This is a genomic window from Acinetobacter sp. NEB 394, assembly GCF_013374795.1.
In the GTDB taxonomy this organism is placed as follows: Bacteria; Pseudomonadota; Gammaproteobacteria; order Pseudomonadales; family Moraxellaceae; genus Acinetobacter; species Acinetobacter johnsonii.
Genome location: NZ_CP055277.1, coordinates 679,960 through 703,188, shown reverse-complemented (window position 1 = coordinate 703,188; position 23,229 = coordinate 679,960). Strand labels below are relative to the sequence as shown.

General features: G+C 43.8%; 14 protein-coding genes. 8 read left to right on the top strand and 6 right to left on the bottom strand.

The genetic code is table 11. The features are described 5' to 3' along the window. The first annotated feature begins 61 nt into the window (after positions 1-61). The 7 genes from HUK62_RS03185 to HUK62_RS03155 all read left to right on the top strand — a co-directional run bounded on the left by HUK62_RS03185 (position 62) and on the right by HUK62_RS03155 (position 7,586). The gene (locus HUK62_RS03185) at positions 62-2,284 is read left to right on the top strand and encodes a primosomal protein N' (RefSeq protein WP_176537071.1); all 2,223 of its coding nucleotides are present in this window, start codon (positions 62-64) and stop codon (positions 2,282-2,284) included. Positions 2,285-2,366: 82 nt separating this feature from the next. Continuing rightward, positions 2,367-4,208, top strand: a complete 1,842-nt coding sequence (locus HUK62_RS03180) for a monovalent cation:proton antiporter-2 (CPA2) family protein (protein WP_176537070.1) — start codon at positions 2,367-2,369, stop codon at positions 4,206-4,208. A gap of 50 nt (positions 4,209-4,258) precedes the next feature. After that, complete coding sequence (locus tag HUK62_RS03175; protein ID WP_176537069.1) at positions 4,259-5,134, top strand: Hsp33 family molecular chaperone HslO; 876 nt, start codon at positions 4,259-4,261, stop codon at positions 5,132-5,134. Positions 5,135-5,334: 200 nt separating this feature from the next. Next, the gene (locus HUK62_RS03170; protein ID WP_176537068.1) at positions 5,335-5,787 is read left to right on the top strand and encodes a DUF2147 domain-containing protein; all 453 of its coding nucleotides are present in this window, start codon (positions 5,335-5,337) and stop codon (positions 5,785-5,787) included. A gap of 144 nt (positions 5,788-5,931) precedes the next feature. After that, positions 5,932-6,885 (top strand): DnaJ C-terminal domain-containing protein, encoded by a 954-nt coding sequence (locus HUK62_RS03165; RefSeq protein WP_176538437.1) that lies wholly within the window; start codon positions 5,932-5,934, stop codon positions 6,883-6,885. 10 nt (positions 6,886-6,895) lie between these two features. Continuing rightward, entirely contained in the window at positions 6,896-7,252 is a 357-nt protein-coding gene (locus tag HUK62_RS03160; RefSeq protein WP_004978810.1) for a chaperone modulator CbpM, read from the top strand. Between the two features lie 73 nt (positions 7,253-7,325). Next, on the top strand, positions 7,326-7,586 hold the full coding sequence (locus HUK62_RS03155; protein WP_004692664.1) for a YdcH family protein: 261 nt from the start codon (positions 7,326-7,328) through the stop codon (positions 7,584-7,586). Positions 7,587-7,706: 120 nt separating this feature from the next. On the opposite strand, the gene HUK62_RS03150 is transcribed toward HUK62_RS03155, so the two are convergent. From HUK62_RS03150 to rpsO, 3 genes are all read right to left on the bottom strand, one after another. After that, positions 7,707-8,942 carry a magnesium transporter CorA family protein gene (locus HUK62_RS03150; protein WP_176537067.1) on the bottom strand — a complete coding sequence of 412 codons (1,236 nt, stop codon included), beginning with the start codon at positions 8,940-8,942 and terminating at the stop codon, positions 7,707-7,709. A gap of 142 nt (positions 8,943-9,084) precedes the next feature. Beyond that, positions 9,085-11,172: a polyribonucleotide nucleotidyltransferase gene (gene pnp / locus HUK62_RS03145; protein ID WP_171428538.1), complete on the bottom strand. Its 2,088-nt coding sequence runs from the start codon at positions 11,170-11,172 to the stop codon at positions 9,085-9,087. Between the two features lie 260 nt (positions 11,173-11,432). Beyond that, positions 11,433-11,702 (bottom strand): 30S ribosomal protein S15, encoded by a 270-nt coding sequence (gene rpsO, locus HUK62_RS03140; protein ID WP_004692669.1) that lies wholly within the window; start codon positions 11,700-11,702, stop codon positions 11,433-11,435. Positions 11,703-11,953: 251 nt separating this feature from the next. On the opposite strand from rpsO, the gene HUK62_RS03135 reads away from it, so the two are divergent. Next, entirely contained in the window at positions 11,954-13,252 is a 1,299-nt protein-coding gene (locus HUK62_RS03135) for a serine hydrolase domain-containing protein (RefSeq protein ID WP_176537066.1), read from the top strand. 689 nt (positions 13,253-13,941) lie between these two features. Here HUK62_RS03135 and recD read toward each other — a convergent pair. The 3 genes from recD to HUK62_RS03120 are packed head-to-tail and all read right to left on the bottom strand — an operon-like array spanning position 13,942 to position 23,202. After that, positions 13,942-15,726, bottom strand: coding sequence for an exodeoxyribonuclease V subunit alpha (gene recD, locus HUK62_RS03130; RefSeq protein WP_176538436.1), 1,785 nt, complete (start codon positions 15,724-15,726; stop codon positions 13,942-13,944). A 39-nt stretch (positions 15,727-15,765) separates the two neighbouring features. Further along, positions 15,766-19,518, bottom strand: coding sequence for a UvrD-helicase domain-containing protein (locus HUK62_RS03125; RefSeq protein WP_176537065.1), 3,753 nt, complete (start codon positions 19,516-19,518; stop codon positions 15,766-15,768). A gap of 3 nt (positions 19,519-19,521) precedes the next feature. Then, positions 19,522-23,202 carry an exodeoxyribonuclease V subunit gamma gene (locus tag HUK62_RS03120; protein WP_176537064.1) on the bottom strand — a complete coding sequence of 1,227 codons (3,681 nt, stop codon included), beginning with the start codon at positions 23,200-23,202 and terminating at the stop codon, positions 19,522-19,524. Positions 23,203-23,229: the final 27 nt, after the last annotated feature.

The window sequence follows — 23,229 nt, the reverse complement described above, 5'->3', positions numbered from 1 at the left end:
CACTCTAACACAACTCATTCATCGCACAACGACAATTTCATCAGGACATTTTGAGCTTTTTATGCCAGAAACTACACTTTCCACAACACCAAGCTACCGTATTCGTGTGGCTGTTCCCGTTTATCTATATGACTGTTTTGACTATAGTTTAACGGCTGAACAATACCACCAAGCTGAAGTGGGTGCACGTGTGGCTGTCTCATTTGGTCGCCAAAATGTGGTCGGTGTCATTGTTGAGAAACTCACTGATGAGAAACCACTCGATTTAGGCTTTAAACTCAAAGCCATAACTGAGTTGCTCGATGACAGCGCTATTCTAGATGCTAAAGTTTTAAGTTTATTGACATGGTCAGCGCAATATTACCAATTTCCCATTGGGGAAGTGATGCATGCTGCTTTACCCAGCTTTTTACGCCAAGGTAAACCCTATAATTTACTGGCGCGGATGTGGAAGCTGATTGATGATCATGCCGAAGACAAATTGAAGCGTTCTGAAAAACAACAAGATGCCTATAAAATTTTAAAGCTGCATCCCACAGGAACGTCTGAAAACATTCTAAATTTGGCTGGCATTGAAACGGCGACCTTAAAAGCCTTAGAAAAAAAGCAAATCACCCAGTGCATACTTGAAGCTCAAGACTTTAAACCGCAAGTTATGACACTGGCGCAAATGCCCCTCACGCCCAATGATGAACAAAAGCGTGCCATTCAAAACATTCTCAAAGCTCGTCATAGCTACCATGCTTTCTTACTGGATGGTTTAACCGGTAGTGGGAAAACTGAAGTCTATTTACAAGTCATGCAAGAGATTTTAAAACAAGGCAAACAGGTCTTGGTATTAGTGCCTGAAATTGGTCTCACCCCACAAACAGTGAGCCGTTTTCAGTCACGTTTTCACTGTCATATTGCGCTACTACATTCAGGTTTAAATGATTCTAAGCGCCTTCAAGCCTGGCAAAGTGCGCAAACGGGCAAAGCCTCAATTGTGATTGGCACACGTTCTGCCATCTATACGCCCCTTCCGCATTTGGGTTTGATTGTCTTAGATGAAGAGCATGATCTATCTTTCAAGCAACAAGAAGGCTTTCGCTACCATGCTCGTGATGTGGCTTTATACCGTGCACACTTAGAAAACTGTCCGATTATCCTCGGTTCTGCAACGCCAAGTATCGACAGTTATGCATTGGTTGAACAAGGTAAAATGACCCGTTTGGAGTTGGACCAACGTGCAGGTGTGGCCGTGATGCCGAAAATGCATGTGATCGATCTGAAAGTGGCACAGAAACAAAATGGCATCAGCCAACAGCTGATTCATGAAGTACAAAAGCGCTTAGACAAAAAAGAACAGGTGCTGATTTTCTTAAACCGTCGCGGCTATGCGCCTGTGTTGATTTGTGAAAGTTGTGGCTGGCAGGCGAAGTGCCCACATTGCGATGCCAATTTTACCGTGCATCGACAGCCCTACCAGCATTTGCACTGTCACCACTGCGGCACCATCCACCGCATGCCTGAACACTGCCCGCAATGTCAGCATAGCGAACTGAAACCAATTGGTTTAGGCACCGCAAAAGTTGAAGAAAACCTACAAGCACTGTTCCCCAACTTTGATGTAATTCGGGTGGATCGTGACTCGACCAGTCGGGTCGGTAGTTGGCAAAAAATCTATAACAAGATTCAGAAAAGTGAACCCATCATTTTGCTCGGTACTCAAATGCTGGCCAAAGGACATCACTTTCCTTATGTGACTTTGGTGGCGATTTTAGACATTGACTCAGGCTTACTCAGTGTTGACTTTCGTGCCACAGAACGTACTGCACAGCTCATCATCCAAGTCGCGGGACGTGCTGGGCGTGGCGAGAAAAAAGGCGAAGTCTATTTACAAACTCTACGTCCAGATCATCCTTTGCTGAATACCCTGCTGGAATCTGGCTATCGTAGCTTTGCCAAGCAAACGTTGAAAGAGCGTAAAGCTGCATGGATGCCACCTTATCGCTATGCGGCTTTATTGCGCTGTGAATCCAAAGACCAAGAACTGAACCAAAGCTTTTTACAAGAGCATGCACAAGTACTGCGCCAAGCCTCCGAAAACAGTATTGATATTTGGGGGCCCATTCCTGCGCCGATGGAACGTAAAGCAGGCCGCTATCAAGCGCATATGGTACTACTGTCCAAAGACCGTGCGCGGATGCATTTTTACATTCGTCAGTGGTGGCAAAATGTCTGGCATAACAAACCGCATGGTATGAAATTGAGCCTTGATATTGATCCACAAGAGTTAAGTTAAGGCTTGACATGAATAAGGTTTAGACCTGAGTCGCGTTCTCCCTTAAACTTCCAACATAAAGAAAAAAATTTAGGACAGGGCAATGTCTCTACTGCTTCAAATCACCCTCTTTTTGGCTGCGGCACTGATGATCGTTCCGTTGGCTAAACGGCTGGGGATTGCCACGGTACTCGGCTATTTATTCACGGGCATCTTACTCGGTCCCAGTTTATTCAATGTCGTCCATGACCCTGAAGACATTCATAAACTCGCTGAATATGGCGTGATTTTCTTGATGTTCATTATTGGACTCGAACTTCGCCCGCAACGTTTATGGGAAATGCGTAAATCCATTTTTGTGATGGGCAGTTTACAAGTGATGCTCTGTGGCGTGCTACTGGCGTGCATCGTCTTTTTTGCCCTGCAACAGCAGATTGCGGCCAGTGTTGTGATTGGTTTTGCCCTTGCCCTTTCTTCTACCGCTTTTGTGCTACAGCTTTTAAACGAAAAACAGCAGCTTAATACCACTTTTGGTCAGCAGTCTTTTTCTATTTTACTCTTCCAAGATATTGCCGCGATTCCGCTGATTGCGATTATCCCCCTGCTTGCGGGAACAAACCCAACCCATCATGGCGTGGCCTACTTTGCAGCGATTGTTGCTACCTTTACAGGCTTGTTTTTATTTAGCCGCTATCTCATGCGCCCTTTTTTCCGCTTTGTGGCCAAAAGTGGCGCACATGAACTGATTACCGCAGTCGGTTTGTTTATTGTCTTAGGCGTAGTCGCGCTGATGGATGTCTTAGGTATCAGTACCACCTTGGGCGCATTTTTAACTGGGGTACTTCTAGCTGACTCTGAATTCCGTCATGAACTGGAAGCCAGTATTGCACCATTTAAAGGTCTACTTCTCGGTCTATTTTTCATGACCGTCGGGATGAGCACGCAAGTTTCGCTGCTGTGGGAAAGCCCAAGTCTGATTGTTGGCGGTGCGTTATTGCTGATGTTGGTCAAACTGCTGGCCTTAACAGCCATCGCTCGCTACTTCGAGTTTTCATGGCGCAATAGTTTGATGCTGGCAACCTGTTTGGCACAAGGCGGTGAGTTTGCTTTTGTAGTGCTTAATGTTGCCATGAGTGAACACGTGATTACGCAAGCCATTTTAGAGCCGATCAATTTGATCGTGACGTTGTCGATGATTCTAACGCCTATTCTATACTGGCTGATGAGTTCGTGGGTGGTGCCTCTATTCGAGAAAGAAACTACACCTGTCTATGATGAGATTCCTGAACAGCATAACCCGATGATCATTGCTGGCTTTGGCCGTGTCGGCCAAATTGTGGCACGACTGGTTCACTTACAGCACCAAACCTTCACGGCAATTGACAGCAATATCGACAAGGTCGATTTCGTTCGCAACTATGGTGGCAAACTCTACTATGGTGATGCCACTCAACCCGATATCCTGCGTGCAGCCGGTATCGAACATGCCAAAGTGTTTGTATTAGCCATTGATGATATTGAAGACTCCATGAATGTGGCACGGCATATTCGACTCAATTATCCAGATTTAAACTTGCTGGTCCGTGCCCGTGACCGACATCATGTGCATTTGTTGCGTGACTTGGGGGTAGAACATATTTGGCGTGAAACCTATTTATCGTCTTTAGGGATGGCCTATTTTGCCCTGCGCAATCTCGGAATTGCAGAACAAGATGCTTATAAGAGCATTGAGTTATTTCGCGATTATGATGAAAAACTGCTCGCACAGCAGCAAAGTATTTATAACGACGAACAGAAGGTCTATGAAACACATCGTAATGCTCTAGCCGAATTAGAACACTTATTTGAAAGTGATACGCAGCTCCGTCAAAGTCCTGTTGGCGTTGACCTACAACGCGAGTTACAACATGACCGAATAGATGTAACACGGGATGAAGTAAAATGACTTGTGTTTTACAATATCGTCACCATTAAGACAGGATATTGGAGAAATTTATGTCTGATTTGCGTCAACGCTTTTATATTGAAGATAGTCCTGTTCGTGGTGAAGTGGTTCATCTAGAAGAAACCCTACAAACCATCTTGGCGCAGCGTGATTATGCACCTGCAATCCAAGTGCTGTTAGGTGAAATGCTTAGTGCCACGGCATTACTTGCCAGTACTTTAAAAATTAAAGGCCGTATTAGTTTACAAATTCAGGCTTCAGGTAGTTTCAAATGGGCCATGGCTGAATGTAATCACCTTGGTGAAGTGCGTGCCTTGGCGGATTATGAAGCAGATCCACGCTTTAATGCTGCCGACAGCAGCAGTACGGTATTGAGCACCCTCATTAGCCCTGTACTATTTATTAATATTGAGCCAGAATTTGGTGAGCGTTATCAAGGGATTGTGGCTTTAGACAAGCCAAATCTTGCAGGTTGTTTAATGCAGTACTATGACCTGTCTGCCCAAATTCCAACGCGTATCGTTTTGGCCAGTTCAGCCCAACGTGCTGGCGGTTTACTCATTCAGCTGTTACCACGTAACAGTGAAGAGGAACAAGAACGTGTTGATCAAGACTTATGGCCACGTCTAACCATGTTGACTGAAACGCTCAAAATCGAAGAGTTAACCGATTTAGAGTCCAGTGAAATTCTTTACCGTTTGTACAACGAAGAAGAAGTGCGCTTACCTGAAGTTGAAATACTAAAATTTGGCTGTACCTGTTCGAAAGAACGTTGTGCTCAAGCGCTTGAACAAATTGGCGCCGAAGCCGTTCGTGAAACGCTAGAACATCAAAACCCGATTACCATGGACTGCCAGTTCTGTAACACACAATACAGCTTTAGTGCAGAAGAAGCCTTGGGTTTATTTGGTGAACACTTAAGCTAAGCGCGTCATGTGCAATAAAAAAAAGAGCAACTAAATTGCTCTTTTTTTATGCCTTTGTTCTCATAAAAACAAGATAATTCAAATGATTCATCACTTTTATTCATAGATATTTCACTGGTCACACAGCTTAAATTTCGTTATAAATAAACCCATAATTTTTATATGTCTTTATTTTTCTCTTCCATTGGGGTTTTATCATCATGAAATTTTCTTGCAGTCTTTTCGTACTCAGCAGTTTATGCGCCTTCTCCTGTTTTGCAGCAACTGATCCTTTGGTCGGAAAATGGAAAACTATCGATGATAAAACAGGATACTCTCTCAGTGACGTCATGATTGAAAAAGACAAAAACAATAGCTATAAAGCAGTCATCGTAAGTACGCGTGAAATTCCAGGTGCGGTAAAAATAGAAAACTGTAGCAAGTGTGATGGTGTCAATAAAAATCAGCCCATCGTCGGCATGACAACGCTCAGCCATTTGCAGTTAGACAATGCCAATGATTTGACCTATAACCATGGGCAGTTCCTCGACCCTTTCACAGGGTTACGTTATGACGCATATGCACGACTCAGCAACAATGGTAAGCACTTACGAATTCGAGGAACGTCGACCGAAAATGGCGGTGGGCGCAACATCACATGGGTCAAATATTAAGTATTCCTCATCCATCAAAGCCCCTTTCATCGGGGGCTTTTTTCTTGTCATGTTTTGAAACAATAAGGAACATATCTTTACTGTTGAAATCTGCTGAAAGGCTGAATAATGATTAAAACTCAATCAATTTATTTAATCTTATTTATGCCGAAGAACCATTATGAAATACTCGGTTTAACGCGAGATGCGACCGCCGAACAAATTAAAAAAGCCTATCGAAAATTGGCACGTAAATATCATCCCGATGTCAGTAAGGAGCCTGATGCTGAAGCACGTATGCAAGAATTAAATGTCGCCTACGACACCTTAAGTAATGAAACAAAAAAAGCTGAATATGACTTTGAACTCGATCATCCGCAAGGCTCACAGCAATTCAACTCCAATGCAGGCTTTGGCGGTTTTGAAGATACATTTCGGAATGCCCAAGGTGGGCAACAGGCACATGATTTTTCAGGATTTGAAGACTTATTTGGCCGTTTTGGTTCAGGTTTTGGAGGATCAAACTATCAATATCAACGCCAAAATAGCACACGCCATAAAGGCGAAGACCAACATGCGCGTTTAGAGGTCGATCTTGAGGTTGGATTCCACGGTACCACCCAAACTATTACCTTACAAATTCCCACTTTAAATGCCTATGGTGAAGCGGAAATTCAGCGCAAAACGCTGGAAGTTAAAATTCCCAAAGGCATGAAAGAAGGGCAACAAATTCGCTTAAGTGGTCAAGGACAGTCAGGTATTCAGGGGGGTGAAAATGGCGACCTGTATATCGAAATTTATTACAAAGATACGGAGACCACACGCGTTGAAGGAGTTGATGTCTATCACCAACTCAACATTAGTCCTTGGGAAGCCGCTTTGGGGCAAAGCATCACCGCCGCGCTACCCAATGGTCGGACATTACAAATTCAAATTCCGAAAAATGCCAAAACGGGGCAGCAACTCCGTTTAAAAGATCAGGGGATTCCAGCCAAAACGGCAGGACATTTATATTTAATTTTAAACATTGTTCAACCTCCTGCGCAGAGTGAGCAAGAACAGCAAGCCTACCAAGCCTTTGCTGAAGCCTTCCCTCACTTTAAGCCGCGTCAGTCTTAAGGAGAAAATTATGACGACTATTCAATATCGTGAAATTATTTTAGACGGATGTAGACACGCTGAAATTGTTGATGAACAACATAGCTTTGATTTAAAGCATTTTGCTGAAGCCTGCGGACAAAGTCCTGAATGGGTTTTACAGCTGTTGGAATATGACATTCTGCCTAACCGACCTGATAACCGCATTCACCAATTTTTTGGTGATGATGTCTCACGTGCACGGCGAGCCTATCGCTTACAACGTGACTTTGATGCCAGCTTTACTGCAGTCGCAATGATGCTGGATTTGATTGAGGAAGTTCAAAAACTTCGTCGTGAAGTAAAACATTTACATCTCACTGACCCAGTTCAAACGACTCAACACTAGTTCTATAAAGAAAGATTGGCGCATGCCTTTCTTTCTTTTTTTTATTTTTGAATAAGAGGATTAGACGGCAACCATGAAACTCAAAGTTTGTAATAAAAAGACTAAGCTCATGTTTCCTGAATACCGAGACATGATTCAACAGCTTAGAGAAGACAATCCGCATTTTTCTAAAATGTTTGACGACCATGAAGCTCTCGATCAGGAAATTTGTTTACTCGAACAAGACCCTGTCAGGATTCATCGTGGAGAGATTGAGCCCCTCAAACGCAAAAAGTTGTTCATTAAAGATCAGCTTTACCGGATTTTAAAAGGAGCCCAGTTAAAAACTTCTTAAATTAAATCTCCCTGCGACGCCCATATATCCGAATAATAAATTGAACAAGGATAGCGTCAGCATATAAAGAAATACCTTAAAGCCCATTGGCTTTAATGGTCTATGCGGAAAATCACCGAATTATTTTAATTTGGTGATTTTCTCTAAATCTTTGATGGTGCCCTTCACGGTTTGCTTGATCGGCTCATAATCGATAAACCAAAACAAATTCATATGTTGATCCGCATGCTGCTGTGCCAACATATCAATGACACTTTTTTCGCCACGCCCGACCAAATGACGTCGATAAAAATAATACAGCAGAATCAATGTCGTCATTAACATGATACCTAACATGATCCAAAACCCTGTTGGAGACTTCAGTCCAGGAATAAACTCAAAGTTCATACCATACACCCCTGTCAACAAGGTTAGCGGCGCAAAAATCGCGGTAATAATGGCTAAAATCCGCATGTTTTCATTGGTTTGATTGGCAATGGCTGAAAAATGTAGATCGATAGCTGCTTGCACTGCATTTCTCAAGCGAATGGTATGCTTTTGAATACGTTCAATATGACTGGTTAAATCATCGACACGTACCAGCATGATGTCTTGTTTTTCACTACGTTTTTTCCCTTTCAAGTGCGAATAATTATCGACAATTTCATCGCGTAATTCCTGCAAAGTCTCAATTTGTTCTTCGCACAAATTTTCCACTTGTTGGAAAGCCATATTCTCTTGCAACAGTTGATGCCACTTGGTAAAACGACGATGGCCTTGTAAAAGCTCTTGCTGCCAAAACTCTACTCGACGTGTCAGCGGCACACGTAAATCAAGATGACCATCTACCATGTTATTGAGCAGTCTCAAGGTCAAATCTAAAGGCGTTGTGGGTAGTTTCCGTGGCTTATTATGCTCTTCAATCGGACGGCTCAACACCGTTTCCATACGCTGAATATAGCTTTCAACTTCTTTATTGCCCTGCTCTCTAACCGTAATCAAGACTTGCGGCGTGAGCATAAAGCTAATCGGGGTCGTCGCCAGACCAAAAACCCGTTCATGTTTTTCAGCCGCTTGCGTATCAAGCTTGATTTGATCATCAGGTGTAATCAGCTTACGAAAGATCAGTAAGTCGTAATCTTCCAAAGTGTCAAAGGCACAAGGGTGTTCTAAATTTAGAATGTCACGCAGATGATATTCATTCATCCACAGTCCCGTTGCCGCATAAATGTCCTGCTGCCAATGTTCTGCCCGATTAACCACATCGTCACGGCTACACTCCACCCAAATAAACTCGGCTTCCTGCTCTGCAATTGGCTGTTTCTGCACATAGGTATGCTGTGCGGTGGGATGTTGATAGAAATAATAGCTTTGCATATCTCATTTATTATTGTCTGTCTTAGCCAGCATGATGCCATAAAAAAAGCCCTGAGCAAGCCAAAGTTTAAATTGGCCAAGCTCAAAGCTTTTCTAAGACAGCTCAATTCACATGGCAAACACCATGTGAATTGACAAGAGATTAAACTTGTTCGATGTCTTTCATCGTCAATTTGATACGACCACGGTTGTCTACATCCGCAACTTGTACCTTAATTTCTTGACCTTCTTTCAACACATCTGCCACGTTTGCGATACGCTCGTTTGAGATTTGTGAAATGTGAAGTAAGCCATCAGTACCTGGAAGGATGTTGACAAACGCACCGAATTCAACGATACGAATGACTTTACCGACGTAAATCGTACCTGGTTCAATTTCAGCAGTAAGTGCTTGGATTTTTGCAACCGCAGCAGCAGCAGCAGCTTTGGTTTCACCAAATACACGAACAGTACCATTGTCTTCAATATCAATAGCAGCTTTGGTTTCTTCAGTAATAGCACGGATGGTCGCACCACCTTTACCAATCACGTCACGGATCTTGTCTGGGTTGATGTTGATCACTTGGAATGTCGGTGCATGCATTGAAATTTCAGGACGAGCGCGTGAAATCACTTGGTTCATTTCATTCAAGATATGCATACGACCCGCATACGCTTGGTTCAATGCCGCTTCCATGATTTCTTCAGTGATACCTTCGATCTTGATATCCATTTGAAGTGCAGTAATACCGTTCGCAGAACCCGCTACTTTAAAGTCCATGTCACCTAAGTGATCTTCGTCACCTAAGATGTCAGAAAGAACTGCGAAACGCTCGCCTTCTTTCACTAGACCCATTGCAATACCTGCAACTGGCGCTTTCAATGGAACACCTGCATCCATAAGTGATAATGAAGCACCACATACAGAAGCCATTGAAGATGAACCGTTTGATTCAGTAATGTCCGATACGATACGAATTACGTACGGGAAGCGATCAGCCGCAGGAAGAACCGCTTGAACACCACGACGCGCCAAACGACCGTGACCGATTTCACGACGCTTAGGACCAGATTCACGACCTGTTTCACCGACAGAGTACGCAGGGAAGTTGTAGTGCAACATGAAGTTGTCAGTTTTAGTTCCTGCAAGCGTATCAACCATCAATGCATCACGTGTATTACCCAAAGTGGTGGTTACCAACGCCTGAGTTTCACCACGTGTGAACAATGCAGAACCGTGTGCACGGCCTAATACGCCCACTTGAACATCAATGGCGCGAACAGTTTTCGTGTCACGACCATCAATACGTGGTTTACCAGACAAGATGTTGTCACGTACCGTACGGTATTTCAAATCTTCGAATAATTCGTCAACTTCAGCAGCAATACCAGTTTCATCATTTTCAGGAACGAACTGAGCAAGAGCTTCTACGTGAAGTGCATCTAATGCTGCGTAACGGTCTTGCTTAACAGCAATGGTATACGCTTCAGAGATTTTCGCTTCAAATGCATCTTTCAATTTGCCAAGAAGCTCTTCATTTTTAACTGGCGCAACCCAAGTTGATTCAACCGCACCCGCAGCAGCAGCAAATTCTTTAATCGCTTGAATTGCGATTTGCATTTCGTCATGACCGAAAAGTACAGCACCTAACATTTGGTCTTCAGAAAGTTCTTTCGCTTCAGATTCAACCATCAATACAGCAGCTTCAGTACCTGCAACCACAAGGTCAAGATCAGATTCTTTAAGCTGTTCTAAAGTTGGGTTAAGGATGTATTCACCGTTGATTAAACCAACACGTGCGCCTGCGATTGGGCCTGCAAATGGAACACCAGCAATTGACATTGCAGCTGAAGCACCCAACATTGCAGCGATATCGCCTTCCATGGTTTTGTCAGAAGAAATAACAGTCGCTGTTACTTGGATTTCGTTGTAGAAACCTTCTGGGAACAATGGACGGATTGGACGGTCAATAAGACGTGAAATTAAAGTTTCAGCTTCAGACTGACGACCTTCACGCTTACCGTAACCACCTGGGATACGACCTGCAGCATATTGTTTTTCTTGGTAATTAACAGTCAACGGGAAGAAGTCTTGGCCTGCTTTTGCTTTTGGTTGAGCAACGATTGCAACAAGAACCTGTACACCACCCATGGTGATCACAACAGTGTTTGCTTGACGAGCAACACGACCAGTTTCTAAAACAACCGTGTGTTGACCATATTGGAATTCTTTACGAATAATATTAAACATAGACATGTATTTTTCTTTCCTGATTTTTATTCTAGTGGAGACCCCTAAGGTTTGGCATTCACATCGCCATTTCAGGCAACTGTATAAATGACAAAGCTTAGAAGCCGACCTCACCAGAGACTAAAAATATGATTTTAAGACACAAAGAAGGAGCGAAACATTCGCCCCTTCCCCATTACCTCACAGAAGCAAGGTAGACTTTCTTTTCCAGTAATAAAGCATTCAAAATGCGATAGTCCGAAAATAAAAGTTTAATCGAATTAACGACGTAAACCTAAAGCAGCAATCAAGTCGCTGTAACGAGTAGCGTCTTTACCTTTAAGGTAATCAAGAAGCTTACGACGTTGGTTAACCATACGGATAAGACCGCGACGGCTATGATGGTCGTGTTTGTGCTCTTTGAAGTGACCTTGTAAATCATTGATTTGAGCAGTTAAAAGAGCTACTTGAACTTCTGGTGAACCAGTGTCGTTTTCAGCGCGAGCAAATTTAGCAATGATCTCTGCGCGATCTGCGTTTGTTAAAGCCATTCGATTTCTCCGAGATGCTTATAAGTTACATTTGATACAAATCAAATTGATTCTTCAAAACCAAGTTGACTGCCGTGCATCACTACAGCAAAGCATTATTTTAAGGGATCTAGCGCTATATTGCAAAAATGTTTTATGTTCGCAGTCAATTCAGCAACTGACGGCTTTGCACAAATCATGCACAATCATGACAATTCTGATTTTCAATATCAGACTCAAATCCAATAAAAACGAAAAATAGAGAGAAATTTGTGAAAATTTTATCTGCCAATACCTGTTATGTCCCCCATGACCTCAACCACGTGATTCGTTCTAAGGATGAGGTCTCCGCTACCTTGGGTGGCATGAATGACGCACAAATTCAAAGCATTTGGGCCAGTGTAGAGTCCCTATATAAAACAGGAAACTACCCTTTCATCAGCCTCTGTTTACGTCGTCAGGGACAAATATTGTTAAATCGCAGCATTGGTTATGCGCAAGGCAACTCACCCGATGGTTTAGCGGCAGATGCGAAAATTGGCACACCCGATACCCCAGTTTGCTTATTTTCCGCCTCTAAAATCGTTACAGCCATGCTGATTCATATGTTGGATGAACGCGGTGATCTGAATTTACTCGATCCGATTAGCCACTATATTCCCGAATATGGCGTAAACGGTAAACATCGTGCCACCATTTTCCATTTACTCGCTCATCGTGGTGGCATTCCTCGCATTGACAGTAAAGTCACACCTGAACTGTTGTTTAATCAAGATCAAATTTTAGAACGTCTTTATGCTGCACAACCCGTTTCAGCCTCAGGCACACATCTGGCGTATCACGCCGTGACGTCAGGTTATATTTTAGGGGAAATTATCAAGCGGGTAACAGGTCAAACGGCCCGTGAATTTCTTGCCGAAAATATCGAAAAACCCATGGGCTTAGATTACTTTAACTATGGCCTAAAACCTGAGTATCGGGCGGATGTCGCTTTAAACTATGCCACAGGTCTACATCCACGTTTAGGCACAGACCATTATCTTAATCGGGTACTGGGCGGTGGTTTACAGTTGGCGGTCGATGTGACCAATGATGCGCGTTTTATGGACACGATTTGCCCAGCAGGCAACATTTATACCAGTGCGGAACAAGCTGGACGTTTCTTTGAAATGCTCTTGAGTGGTGGCGAATACCAAGGCAAACAAATCATGAGTGCCCAAACGGTATTTCGCTCGACCTTGGCCACGTCAGGAGTTAGTTTAGATCGGACATTATTAGTCCCGATGCGTTATGCCTTAGGCCCAATGTTAGGGAGTAATCCTATTGGGTTATTTGGACCCATGACTGGGCAAGCCTTTGGACATCTCGGGTTTTCCAATATTCTCTGCTGGGCCGATCCAGAACGTGATATTAGTGTATCGCTATTAACCACAGGAAAATCTGTCGTCGGGACCCACTTACCCGCTTTAGCGAAAACGCTTTATCAAATCTCAAAGAACTGTCCCAAAATCTTAAAGCACCAACGTCGCTCCTTATTTGCAACCGATCGAAGCGAAACAGACTTAGTCTGAGCATAAAAAAAAGCCCAAGTAAACTTGGGCTTTTTTGCGCTGTAGTGTTCTTTTATTTTTATTCTTGTTGTTTTGGTTATCATTATAATAATGCGCTTTTCCGCGTCTTCTATTAAACATTCCATGTTTAATTATTTACGTCCTTATGTGACACATTTTGCCACACAGAGCTAAAGAGAAAAGTCGCATTTTGCTCGTCTCCATGTAAGCAATTACTTACATTAAACTCTCAATTTCTCCACAATTGAACCTAAAGTACATTCTAGAACTCAACAACAAATACTTAAAATTATAAAAAAACAAATACTTAAAACAACAGCTAAAAAATACAAGCCACAATATATTGCGCCAATATCTACCCAACCGTTCATATATTAATGTATTTGTGTTCCGATAAATGATTGGCTATTTTTTGTCACATTATGCCAATTCAGCAGATATAAAAAAGCCTTGTAGTCTCTCCCAAAACTACAAGGCTTAGCGGCTGTAAGTTTCCTCTTTCACCTACTTCACTGTAAGTTCGCTGTCTACTGATGTTATTATTATCTTTTTGCGATTATACTCAACATTCCGTGTTGAGCTCTTTATGTGAAGCCATCTTCTCAAAATCCTCAGCAAAGCTCTATGCGCAAATCTCTTGAATCCATGTAAGCCATTTCGTACAAAACTCCTATTTGTTTATTAAATCTTCACAATTGAATTTGTTGATTAATTTTTCTTGATAGACCACTTTCTCGGGTGGTTCGAGTCACCATAGCATGTACGAATGCATCGGCATCGACCAGTAAACTGACCACTTTTTTCGCCCGCGTAATTGCGGTATAAATCAACTCTTTACTGAGTAATTTTTCAGCCTGCCGATCTAAAACCACCGCGGTATGGGTGAACTCAGAGCCTTGAGATTTGTGAATGGTCAGTGCAAAAGCCGTTTCAATATTTTTGGGTAACCGTGTCGCGGCCACCCATTTATTCAAACTAGGGAAATACACCTCAAACTGCAACTTACCTTGTTGTATACGCTGTAAACACAGGCCAATATCGCCATTCGACACCCCCAACTGATAGTCGTTATAGGTCATCATCACAGGGCGTCCTAAATACCACTCACCCTGCTTGATTTGTTTTGATTGTTCTAATAGACGTTGCTCGATTTGCAGATTGAGCTGTTTTAAGCCGAAATGGCCGTGACGTATGGCTGCCAAAATACGGTAATCATCAAAATGTTGAATCACTTTGGGTACGAGAGACTCATTAGGATTTTGCTGATATTGCTTTAAAGCCTCGACATAGCCCTGAAAGCCAAGCATCAACAGATCATAATAATGCTGCAACTGCTCTACAGATAAAGCCTGCTCGGGCAACAATTCGAGTTGTAAATAATCGACCTTGACCTGATCCAACTCAACCGCCTTCAACGTCATGGCATGTACCACTTGCTGTTGAAAAGTGTGCAATACTCTCTGTTTTTCAGCAGGATGCATCATTAAGTCAAAACAAGATTGCTGTTGAATAAATTGTGCCAACTTTCCAATCCGTGCATCTGATTTGAAACGACGGCTATTGACCAAATTGACTCTATTTTCAGCCAAAGCTGGAACCTGTTGTAGATCAGCGAGCACAGAGCCAACATCGACCGAAGCCAACTGATCGGCATCTCCCAATAAAATCAAACGGGCTTGATTCGGCATGGCAGCAAAGAGCATCTGTGCCAAATTTAAATCCAGCATTGACGCTTCATCAACGACAATCACATCATAAGGCAAGGGTTGTCTGCTATGAAAACGTGGCTGCTGCGTATTCCCAAGCCCCAAAAGGCGATGTAGCGTCACAGGGTTTAAGTTTTTCAAATCTGGGGTAACTAGGTTTTGTAACTTTTCATCCTGAAAAGAGTTTTGCAGCGCTTCTTTCATCCGCTGCGCTGCCTTACCTGTCGGTGCAGCCATCGCAATACGAATATCAGGCAGACTTTGCTTGAGCACCGCAATAATACGCGCCAAGGTATACGTTTTCCCTGTGCCCGGACCACCTGTAATGATCGCGAGCGCCTGCTCGGTTACCATCGCCAAAGCCTTTTTTTGGTGTGGATCTTCAAGCAAATGGGCATAAGCTGAAATATCCACTTGCATTAAATTTTGCAGTTTTAACCGTGCTACTTGCTCAGCCAAAGACTGCTCTAAAGCCCAATAACGATACAGATATAATTGCTGCTGATCGTAAACAAACGGCGCTTTTTGTTGCTTTGCCTGCTGTTCATCCATGACCAAATCATCTAAGACTGTGAGGGCTTCAGCTGCAACCGAGATACAACTCTCACCGCGTAGCATGGCTTCAAGAACCTGTTGAATCATTTCACTACGTGCTTCAGTGCCCCCTGTTGTACTCAGCGGTGACTGCTGAATAAACTGACTCCAACGCGTTAACCATGTGTCTACCACGGCAGCCTGATCAATACTGGCTTTATGAACATTTTCCACACGGTTATCCTCAAAGTTATCCACAACTTAATTCTTTGTTTATGAGTGACTAATTTCACTTAATTCAGAAGTTTTGCCTACATGATTTTCAGTAGAAGTATCCTCAGCAAAATACCCCAAGATGGCATCTAATCTTAAAATAAACTCTGGACTAGCACGCCAACTTAAAACCCCTTGATCAGGCTGCCCATTCATCCCTCTCAAATAGAGATAACTCGCCTGACCCAGATGTTCTTCAATATCATAGTCCAGCAAATTCACTTTTAAATAACGATGCAAAGCCACCAAATACAAACCCGCCTGCAACCAATAACTGGCATGTGACATATTTAATTGGATTGCGTCATAATTGTAGCTCTGCTGATCCGCCCCTAAGAAGTTACTTTTATAATCGGCAATGTGATAACGCTGACCATCAAAATAAACCAAGTCAATTGAACCGGTCAGATAACGAGCAGAATTGGCTTCATTTAAGTCGAGCAGATCAATGCCGTATTCTTGAAACAATGCCTGTATGCGTTTAATCGCCAGCACATGATCGGACAATGACAAATAAAAAGGAAATTCAGCCAAGTGTTCATCGGCTTTAAGCTGCTTCAACTGAAAACCTACATGCAAAGGCGTTTCTAGCACATCTGCTAACCACGCTTGCATCCACATCACCAATTGGGTTTCATCATCCTGTCCAAACTCGTGTTGATATTTGCCCAATAACTCTTGCCACAGTAAGGGACTATCATTTTTAAAACGACGATGAATTTCCAGTCCCCAGTCACCCGAGTCCTGAAAGTCAATATGCTCGAAAATTTCGTGCAGGAAGGTTCCCGCAGTCGTCCCCATTGGAAACTGCCGTTTAATCCACGCCAAAGGCTGAATCAGTTCCACATCCTCAAGCACAGGATGATTGATCTCGTCATCCGCACTGCCCACTTTCTCGCTCAAAACCGCTAAGGCATCCTTTGCCTCTTTACGACTCAAATGCTGTGCCAACGCACTAAAACTGGTTTTGGAACGTGGATAAAAACGCTGTTCAGGAAAGGCCAAAGCTTGCAGTTGAATGATCTCTTGCTGCTCCGCTGGCTGTAAACGAATCGGCTTTTCGGCCAATAATGCTTCATCACCACTGGCAGGATGTTCAAACAGATTACCTGCTTGACCACGCCAAAATGCTAATGCCGTATTTGATTTATATTCCTGATCTTGCAGCAAGGCATACACGCGGTGGCTGGCGCGAGTCAGTGCGACGTACCATAAGCGATGCTGTTCTGCTTCGGCTCGCTCATTGTGTTGATCAATCGCGGCTGGGTCTAACAGATTGGCATCATTTACTGCCACGATACGCTGTAACTCGCTCTGCCCTGTCGTCGGATTGATCTGTTCTAGCGTTGAAAAGTTTAAGGTTTTATTTATTTCCTTAAAGTCTTTGTCGGCACCCAGCAAAAACACAATTTTAAACTCTAGACCTTTGGACTGATGAATAGTCATCAACTGTACGCCTGTGGCATTGGAGAGTTTGCGTTCCAACTCCCACTCACGTTCCGCAGGCAAATGTAACTGTTTGAGATACCAATGATACAGTTTCTGCGCGCCTTGGAAGTGCTCACTATGTTGGCTCAACAACTCAGTCAAATGTCGCAGATTAACCACAGTCCGTTCGTTGTCTCGGCTTTGGTAAGCCACCAAGTTTTTCCACACTTTAAACAGGTTTAAAGCGTACTGCCATGCACTTAAAAAGCCTTTATTGATCCACATGTCGCGGATGTCATCAAAATCCGTCATAAACTGGCTCAAACCGTTGGCTTGCTTTTCCAGTTCCAGTAACTGTTTTAAATCTATCGCCAACAGCCGGCTCAAAAGCGCACGGCGAACCTTGGCTTCATCAAAAGGATGCATCATTGCGGTCAATAACGCACCGACATCTTTCGCGACCTGACTTTCAAACACACTACGTTTAGACGGACGGTTGACCAAAATTCCCAAACGCTCTAGTTCAAACTGAACTTTGTCCAAGCCATCATGGTTTTTCGACAACACCGCGATATCATTTGCACCCATAAACTGTGGCGGATCATCTGCCACATAGAGTTGCTGTTGAATGCCTTGGTTGATTAAATCACGAATTTTCCATGCCACTTGTTGAGCTTCATTTTTTTTATCTTCAAGTAACAGCCAGCGCAGCGGTACATGGTTTTCACCCTGTGTATCGACCAAAGCGGGATGTGGTCGAGTCCCTGCTTCTACAGGCTGGTAATAGACCTGCTCACCAAAGTCCTGTTGGCGTTGAAATAAAGCATCCACCACCTGTACCAGCTTTTGCACAGAACGATGATTATATTTCAAACTATACTGCCGACCATGCTTTGCCAAAACATCTAAACGCGCTTTGTTATACGTCAGCATGTCCCCCCCACGAAAACCATAAATAGCTTGTTTCGGGTCACCGACCATAATCATACAGCCTTGATGATAACGCTGTGCATCACGCCAAATCCGCGCCAACATATCATCTTGGTCTTGGTTGGTGTCTTGAAACTCATCCACTAAAATGAGCGGATAGCGTGCCTGTACAAACTGAGCAAAGCGCCTGCCTTGTTCGCCCTGTAAGGCTTCTGACAAGGTACGAATTTGCTGGGCAAAAGTCGTTTCACTCTTTTGCTGCAAGACTTGTGGTAATCGCTTTTTCACCTCAGAACTTAAGTGATATTTTAAATAGGCATCCAGCACATCCAAATTGAGCTCTAGCTCTGCCAACGCGTCTAAGAAACTGCGGACCTGTCGCCACACAGGATGCTGCTCAAACTGTTCTAGTACATCTACAGCACATTTGTTTAAGACTTTTTTCGTCGCAAGGTCAGTCAGATGTTTTAAGGTTTTTTCAAAATGTGGCGCGAATAAAGCATAAGCTCGTTGCTCTTTCAGGGCGGTCAAAAAAGCAGGTAAATCCTGACATAGAATACGCTGCATCAAAGCATCGGTACGCCACTTTTTCCCCAGCACTGCATGGTATTGCCCTTCGGGTGCATAATAGTCTTTCAAGCTTTCAATCTGCGCCACATCCAGCGCGGTAAATTGATCAATGGCCTGCTCAAATTGCGTCAAATCAAGCACAGGTTTTTCTACCTGTTGAAACTGTGCCGAGGCAAAGTTCAGACTATTTTCAACAATTGGCACATAAGCCTGTTCGGTTTTTAATTTTTGTTTTAACAGTAAATAATTCACCACAGGCTGCGGCTGTGCCTGAATCCACTCGCGTAATACGTCATGAATGAGCTGCTGAGTATAACTCTGCGCATCATCGGTAATATCCGCACGCTCAATCTTGCCACTTTCAAAAGAAAACTCACGCAGTAACTTTTGACTAAAACTGTCCAGTGTCCCGACAAATAACTCATCTAACTGGTCAATCACCAACTTCAAGCGCTCTTGGGCAAAACCGACCCGCTGTGCGTAGTCTGTGAGCACTTTGATAAAAAGCGGATCTTGTTCAGCGGCAATTTTGGCCTGTATTTCTCGCTCTGTCAGACTCTGACAACCTTCAAAATAACGTAAAGTTTCAACCAAGCGTGCCCGAACGCGACTTTTCAGCTCCGCAGCGGCAGCACGGGTGAAGGTGGTTGCAATGACCTGATTCGGCAAATAGGCCCCGAGAAAAATCCGTACCATCAAACTGGATAAAGTAAAAGTCTTGCCTGTGCCTGCTGAAGCTTCAATCCAATGCAAGCCCTGAAAGCTCATATCGGCAATGGGTTGATAAGACATGTTCGATGTAGTGACCTGAGACTGTGCTTTCATGACTTAGTCCTCAAGGCTTTGCTGATGCAAAAAAATCGGATGATATAGTTCATAAGAAAACTGCTCACAGGCATGGGCAAGTAATGCCTTGGCATCCTGCTCTTGTAGAATAAACTGCCAGTCGCGGTGTGCTTTATTGGCTTCGTTTTCAGTCATTGAAAAACCACTAAAGCGACCATCTTCTTCCCACACTTTATAAATGGCGTCCATGTCCGCAATCACCATCTGTTCCTGATCATTCAGTTGCCATTCATGCGTTTTATCTTTTTCTGCAATTTTCAGTAACAAGGCCGCAGGTAAAACCAAAGGCTGAGTTTGTGCATACTCCCATGCTTTCAACCAAGGTTTGAGCCATTCACGCGCCTGATTTGAACTCACACCAGTACATAAAATGGTTCGGTCACTAAACACCACGATGCGTTGATATTGCTGTCCGCCCTCTCCCAAATTGACATAAGCCAACCACAGTAAATACTCTAACCAAACTTTGGCACGGCGCTTTGCTCTGGCACTGGATGCTTCTACACTGACCCATTTTTCAGCACTGTATTTGGCTAAAGTAACATTGATCTGTAAATGTTCATTCACCTTCCAGACTTGTTGGGTCGTGGCTGTAGCCTCGGGTGCATAGCGTTGTAAACGTGTCAGCAAGCGCTGCTGCTCAAGCACGCTCATTTGCCAGACCCCATCTTGGACTTTACCAATCGGCAGTTGATCCATCAAAAGATTGGCATCTGCCGCTGCCTCATGTTGTTGTAAAAAATGACGAATGGCATAACGCCCTAAACCATCGAGCAGTAACGGTTCTTGCGTTGCAGGAATCTCTTCTGGTTTTAAGTTTTCCACGCCTAAAGTCTTGAGATACAGCCTTGCAGGGAAAGTGATGTCCTGAATCCACTGCTGACTATCAAGAACTTGAATATCTTGCTCTAATTTTGGATAAGGCGTGTTAACCCAACTACTCCGTTGCCCCGATGCATACTGTAGTTGTTTCGCGACCTGAAACCATTGATCCTGAAAACGAATACTGTGCTCAGACTCAAAACCACGCGGATCAAAAGGCAATAAAGGATGGACATGATACAGCGATGCCAACTGTGCAGGGACAGTCACACCATGCTTATCAACCGTTGCATTGACACTCTTGCTTTGTATGTCAGGCTGCACAATAAAGGCCATATGCTGAATCAGTTCTTGCAATACCGTAGACGGATCACGGACTTCACCATCGTTGATATCAAAGCCATTATAAAATAACCATATGTTCTCTTGTGCCAACAACAAGGCATCTAGAAAAGCCCCTTGATCATCTTCCAAACGGGAACGATCCCCCAGTTGTGGCTTCAGCAAGTCCATCAGGTCAAAAGGCAAATGCGCACTGCGGTTGGGAAACTTGCCACTGTCCAAGCCCAACATCACGATCAACTTATACGGCACAGGTCGAATCTGGCCAATTTGACTAAACGTGATCTGCCCCGTGGGTTCTGCATAGTCCAGTTGCGCTTCTAAGGTCTTTTGGATTTCTTCTAATACATAAGGCAAAGGTAAACTTAAACCGCGCAGTGCATGATGGTCGTGTTCATCATAAAAACTCGCCAAGGTCAGCATACGTTCTTGTTTTTTGACCATCTTATACACTGCGGCCAAAGACTCGACACCCGCAGCTTCGAACTCGCGAATATCTTCCATCAAACGATTCAGCCAGGTTTCAGCAGTCGTCCGTTGTCCAATTTCATGCGCGATCATCCATTCGGAACGGTGTTTAAAATCCTGATAGATTTCTATCAAAACACCAATCAGCTCAAAATCACTCGACTGTACTTGGGCATAGCTCAAGGTCTCATGAAACAGCACATGCTCTGGTAAAGCGACGCCTAAAGCCAAACGATCTAAGGCAAACTTCAGACTATAACGATAGTCATCATCCCCTTCGGCCAAACTACGTTTTAAATGTTCAGCATCCAATCCACGTTTAAAGCCTGCGTTGATCAACAGCTCCGTCATCCGCTCAATCATATTCATGTCTAAGCCATAACGTTGCTGCGTTGCATTTAAACTAAGCCAATCGGCAAAGTCCTCAATACTCAAACGCCCCCGCACCAAAACCATCCGCCCCAACACAGCACGCCATGCATTTAAGGCATCGAGTTGAGTCACGCCAGCCAGCTTAATCGGCAGATAAATACTGTCTTTACTGAGTTGGTGACCCTTTTGCAAAGCTTCACGCTCATGCGGAGGAGGCGCAAAAACACTGCGAATAAAAGGTTCTAGCTCAGTCAAACTGGGCGTCAACACTAAAATATCGCTTGGACGTCGCGGTGCATCAGCCGTGCCCTGAGCCAACCAATGCGTCAGTTGATCTTTGAGGACTTCAAGCTGTCTAAGGCTGGAGTGACAGACATGAATCTGTATCGAATCATCTTGTTCAGCCAAGGCATACTGATGCTGCGTAGGTTCTACCAAATACAGGACATCAGACTGAATTTTACCAAGTAAAGTTTCTGGATATTCATCGACAAAGATATCGGCCCAGACGCCGTCTTCACCTGAAGAAAGGCTGGAAAGTAAAGAGAAATGGTCGCGCGCTTGTTTACCAAATCGGGTCAGTAAAGGATGGCGAGACTCTCGGGTTTCTGCATTAAAATTGAGGGTAAACTCATCAAAAAACTGCTGAATCTCGGCATCATTGGCATTTGGATTTTTTTCAATAAAACGCTGCTTCACCCGTGCGTCATAACGCGCTTTCCAATTGGGATCGACACTGTCCGCCCAATATTCTTGCGATGGGTTATAGTGAAAAATAAAGATCTCGAGGTATTGTCCCAATCGATGTAAAAACTCCAATTGCCTTGGCGGTAAATCTAAAACCGTAAATACCACCAACTGTGCAGGCAACTTTTTAAGTGCAGCGTCTCGGGTCTCTGCTTGATCGAGTAAGCCCCAAAATGCAGTATCAATACGCTGAATTTGTTCAAAGTCAGCATGGAACACCACTTGCCAGAGCCAACGTTGCCATGCTTCCAATTCATAAGCTTGATTGAGTTGAAAAGCACTGAGTTCTTGCTGAGTTTTAAAGAACATCTGCTCCAAATCGAGCGGCTGGTTTTTGCCCCACGCTTGTAACCAATTGGTCTGGCAACGGCAACTTTGCGGTGGGCAGCCTTTGGTGCAATGCCCACGATAATCCATATAAAAACTAAACAGCCGTGAAACCTGCTCCGCGACCCAATACAGCATGCTTTGCTTTTTGAGCTGTTTATCGATGCCTTGTTGCAAACGGTCAGCACTGGCATAGATCCGCTGAATAATCGGATACAACGGATGAGCAACCTCTAAAGGATTCAGCTCGGCTTGTATAAATTCTTTTAAGGCTTGAAAGACACGCCATTTAATAATCAATCGCGGAATATTGGCTTTACGGACTTCATCTTTTTGGTCGACCAAAACCCACTGATAAGCCGACCATTGAAAACCACGAATACTATGATGAAACTGCGTGTTGGCACTGATGCCCTGCTGTTCTGCCAACTTTTGCGTTAGCCACGCCTCAACCGCAGGTGAAGGTACAATAAAATGCTGTGCTTGCAGCACTTGAAAGGCATTTTTGGCCGGTTTAAAGACGGTTTTTTGCATGGCTTGCAACAGAACATCAATACGCTGACTTTGTATTACGTGTATCGCCATGTTTCCTCTCAAATAACCATCTTATGA

What these genes read in the sequence shown, in the direction of transcription:
- HUK62_RS03125 (WP_176537065.1), bottom strand. Translation starts at nt 19,518, where the DNA reads ATGAAAGCACAGTCTCAGGTCACTACATCGAACATGTCTTATCAACCC.
- HUK62_RS03150 (WP_176537067.1), bottom strand. Translation starts at nt 8,942, where the DNA reads ATGCAAAGCTATTATTTCTATCAACATCCCACCGCACAGCATACCTAT.
- HUK62_RS03160 (WP_004978810.1), top strand. Translation starts at nt 6,896, where the DNA reads ATGACGACTATTCAATATCGTGAAATTATTTTAGACGGATGTAGACAC.
- HUK62_RS03175 (WP_176537069.1), top strand. Translation starts at nt 4,259, where the DNA reads ATGTCTGATTTGCGTCAACGCTTTTATATTGAAGATAGTCCTGTTCGT.
- HUK62_RS03155 (WP_004692664.1), top strand. Translation starts at nt 7,326, where the DNA reads ATGAAACTCAAAGTTTGTAATAAAAAGACTAAGCTCATGTTTCCTGAA.
- HUK62_RS03120 (WP_176537064.1), bottom strand. Translation starts at nt 23,202, where the DNA reads ATGGCGATACACGTAATACAAAGTCAGCGTATTGATGTTCTGTTGCAA.
- HUK62_RS03185 (WP_176537071.1), top strand. Translation starts at nt 62, where the DNA reads ATGCCAGAAACTACACTTTCCACAACACCAAGCTACCGTATTCGTGTG.
- HUK62_RS03170 (WP_176537068.1), top strand. Translation starts at nt 5,335, where the DNA reads ATGAAATTTTCTTGCAGTCTTTTCGTACTCAGCAGTTTATGCGCCTTC.
- HUK62_RS03180 (WP_176537070.1), top strand. Translation starts at nt 2,367, where the DNA reads ATGTCTCTACTGCTTCAAATCACCCTCTTTTTGGCTGCGGCACTGATG.
- HUK62_RS03165 (WP_176538437.1), top strand. Translation starts at nt 5,932, where the DNA reads ATGCCGAAGAACCATTATGAAATACTCGGTTTAACGCGAGATGCGACC.
- rpsO (WP_004692669.1), bottom strand. Translation starts at nt 11,702, where the DNA reads ATGGCTTTAACAAACGCAGATCGCGCAGAGATCATTGCTAAATTTGCT.
- pnp (WP_171428538.1), bottom strand. Translation starts at nt 11,172, where the DNA reads ATGTTTAATATTATTCGTAAAGAATTCCAATATGGTCAACACACGGTT.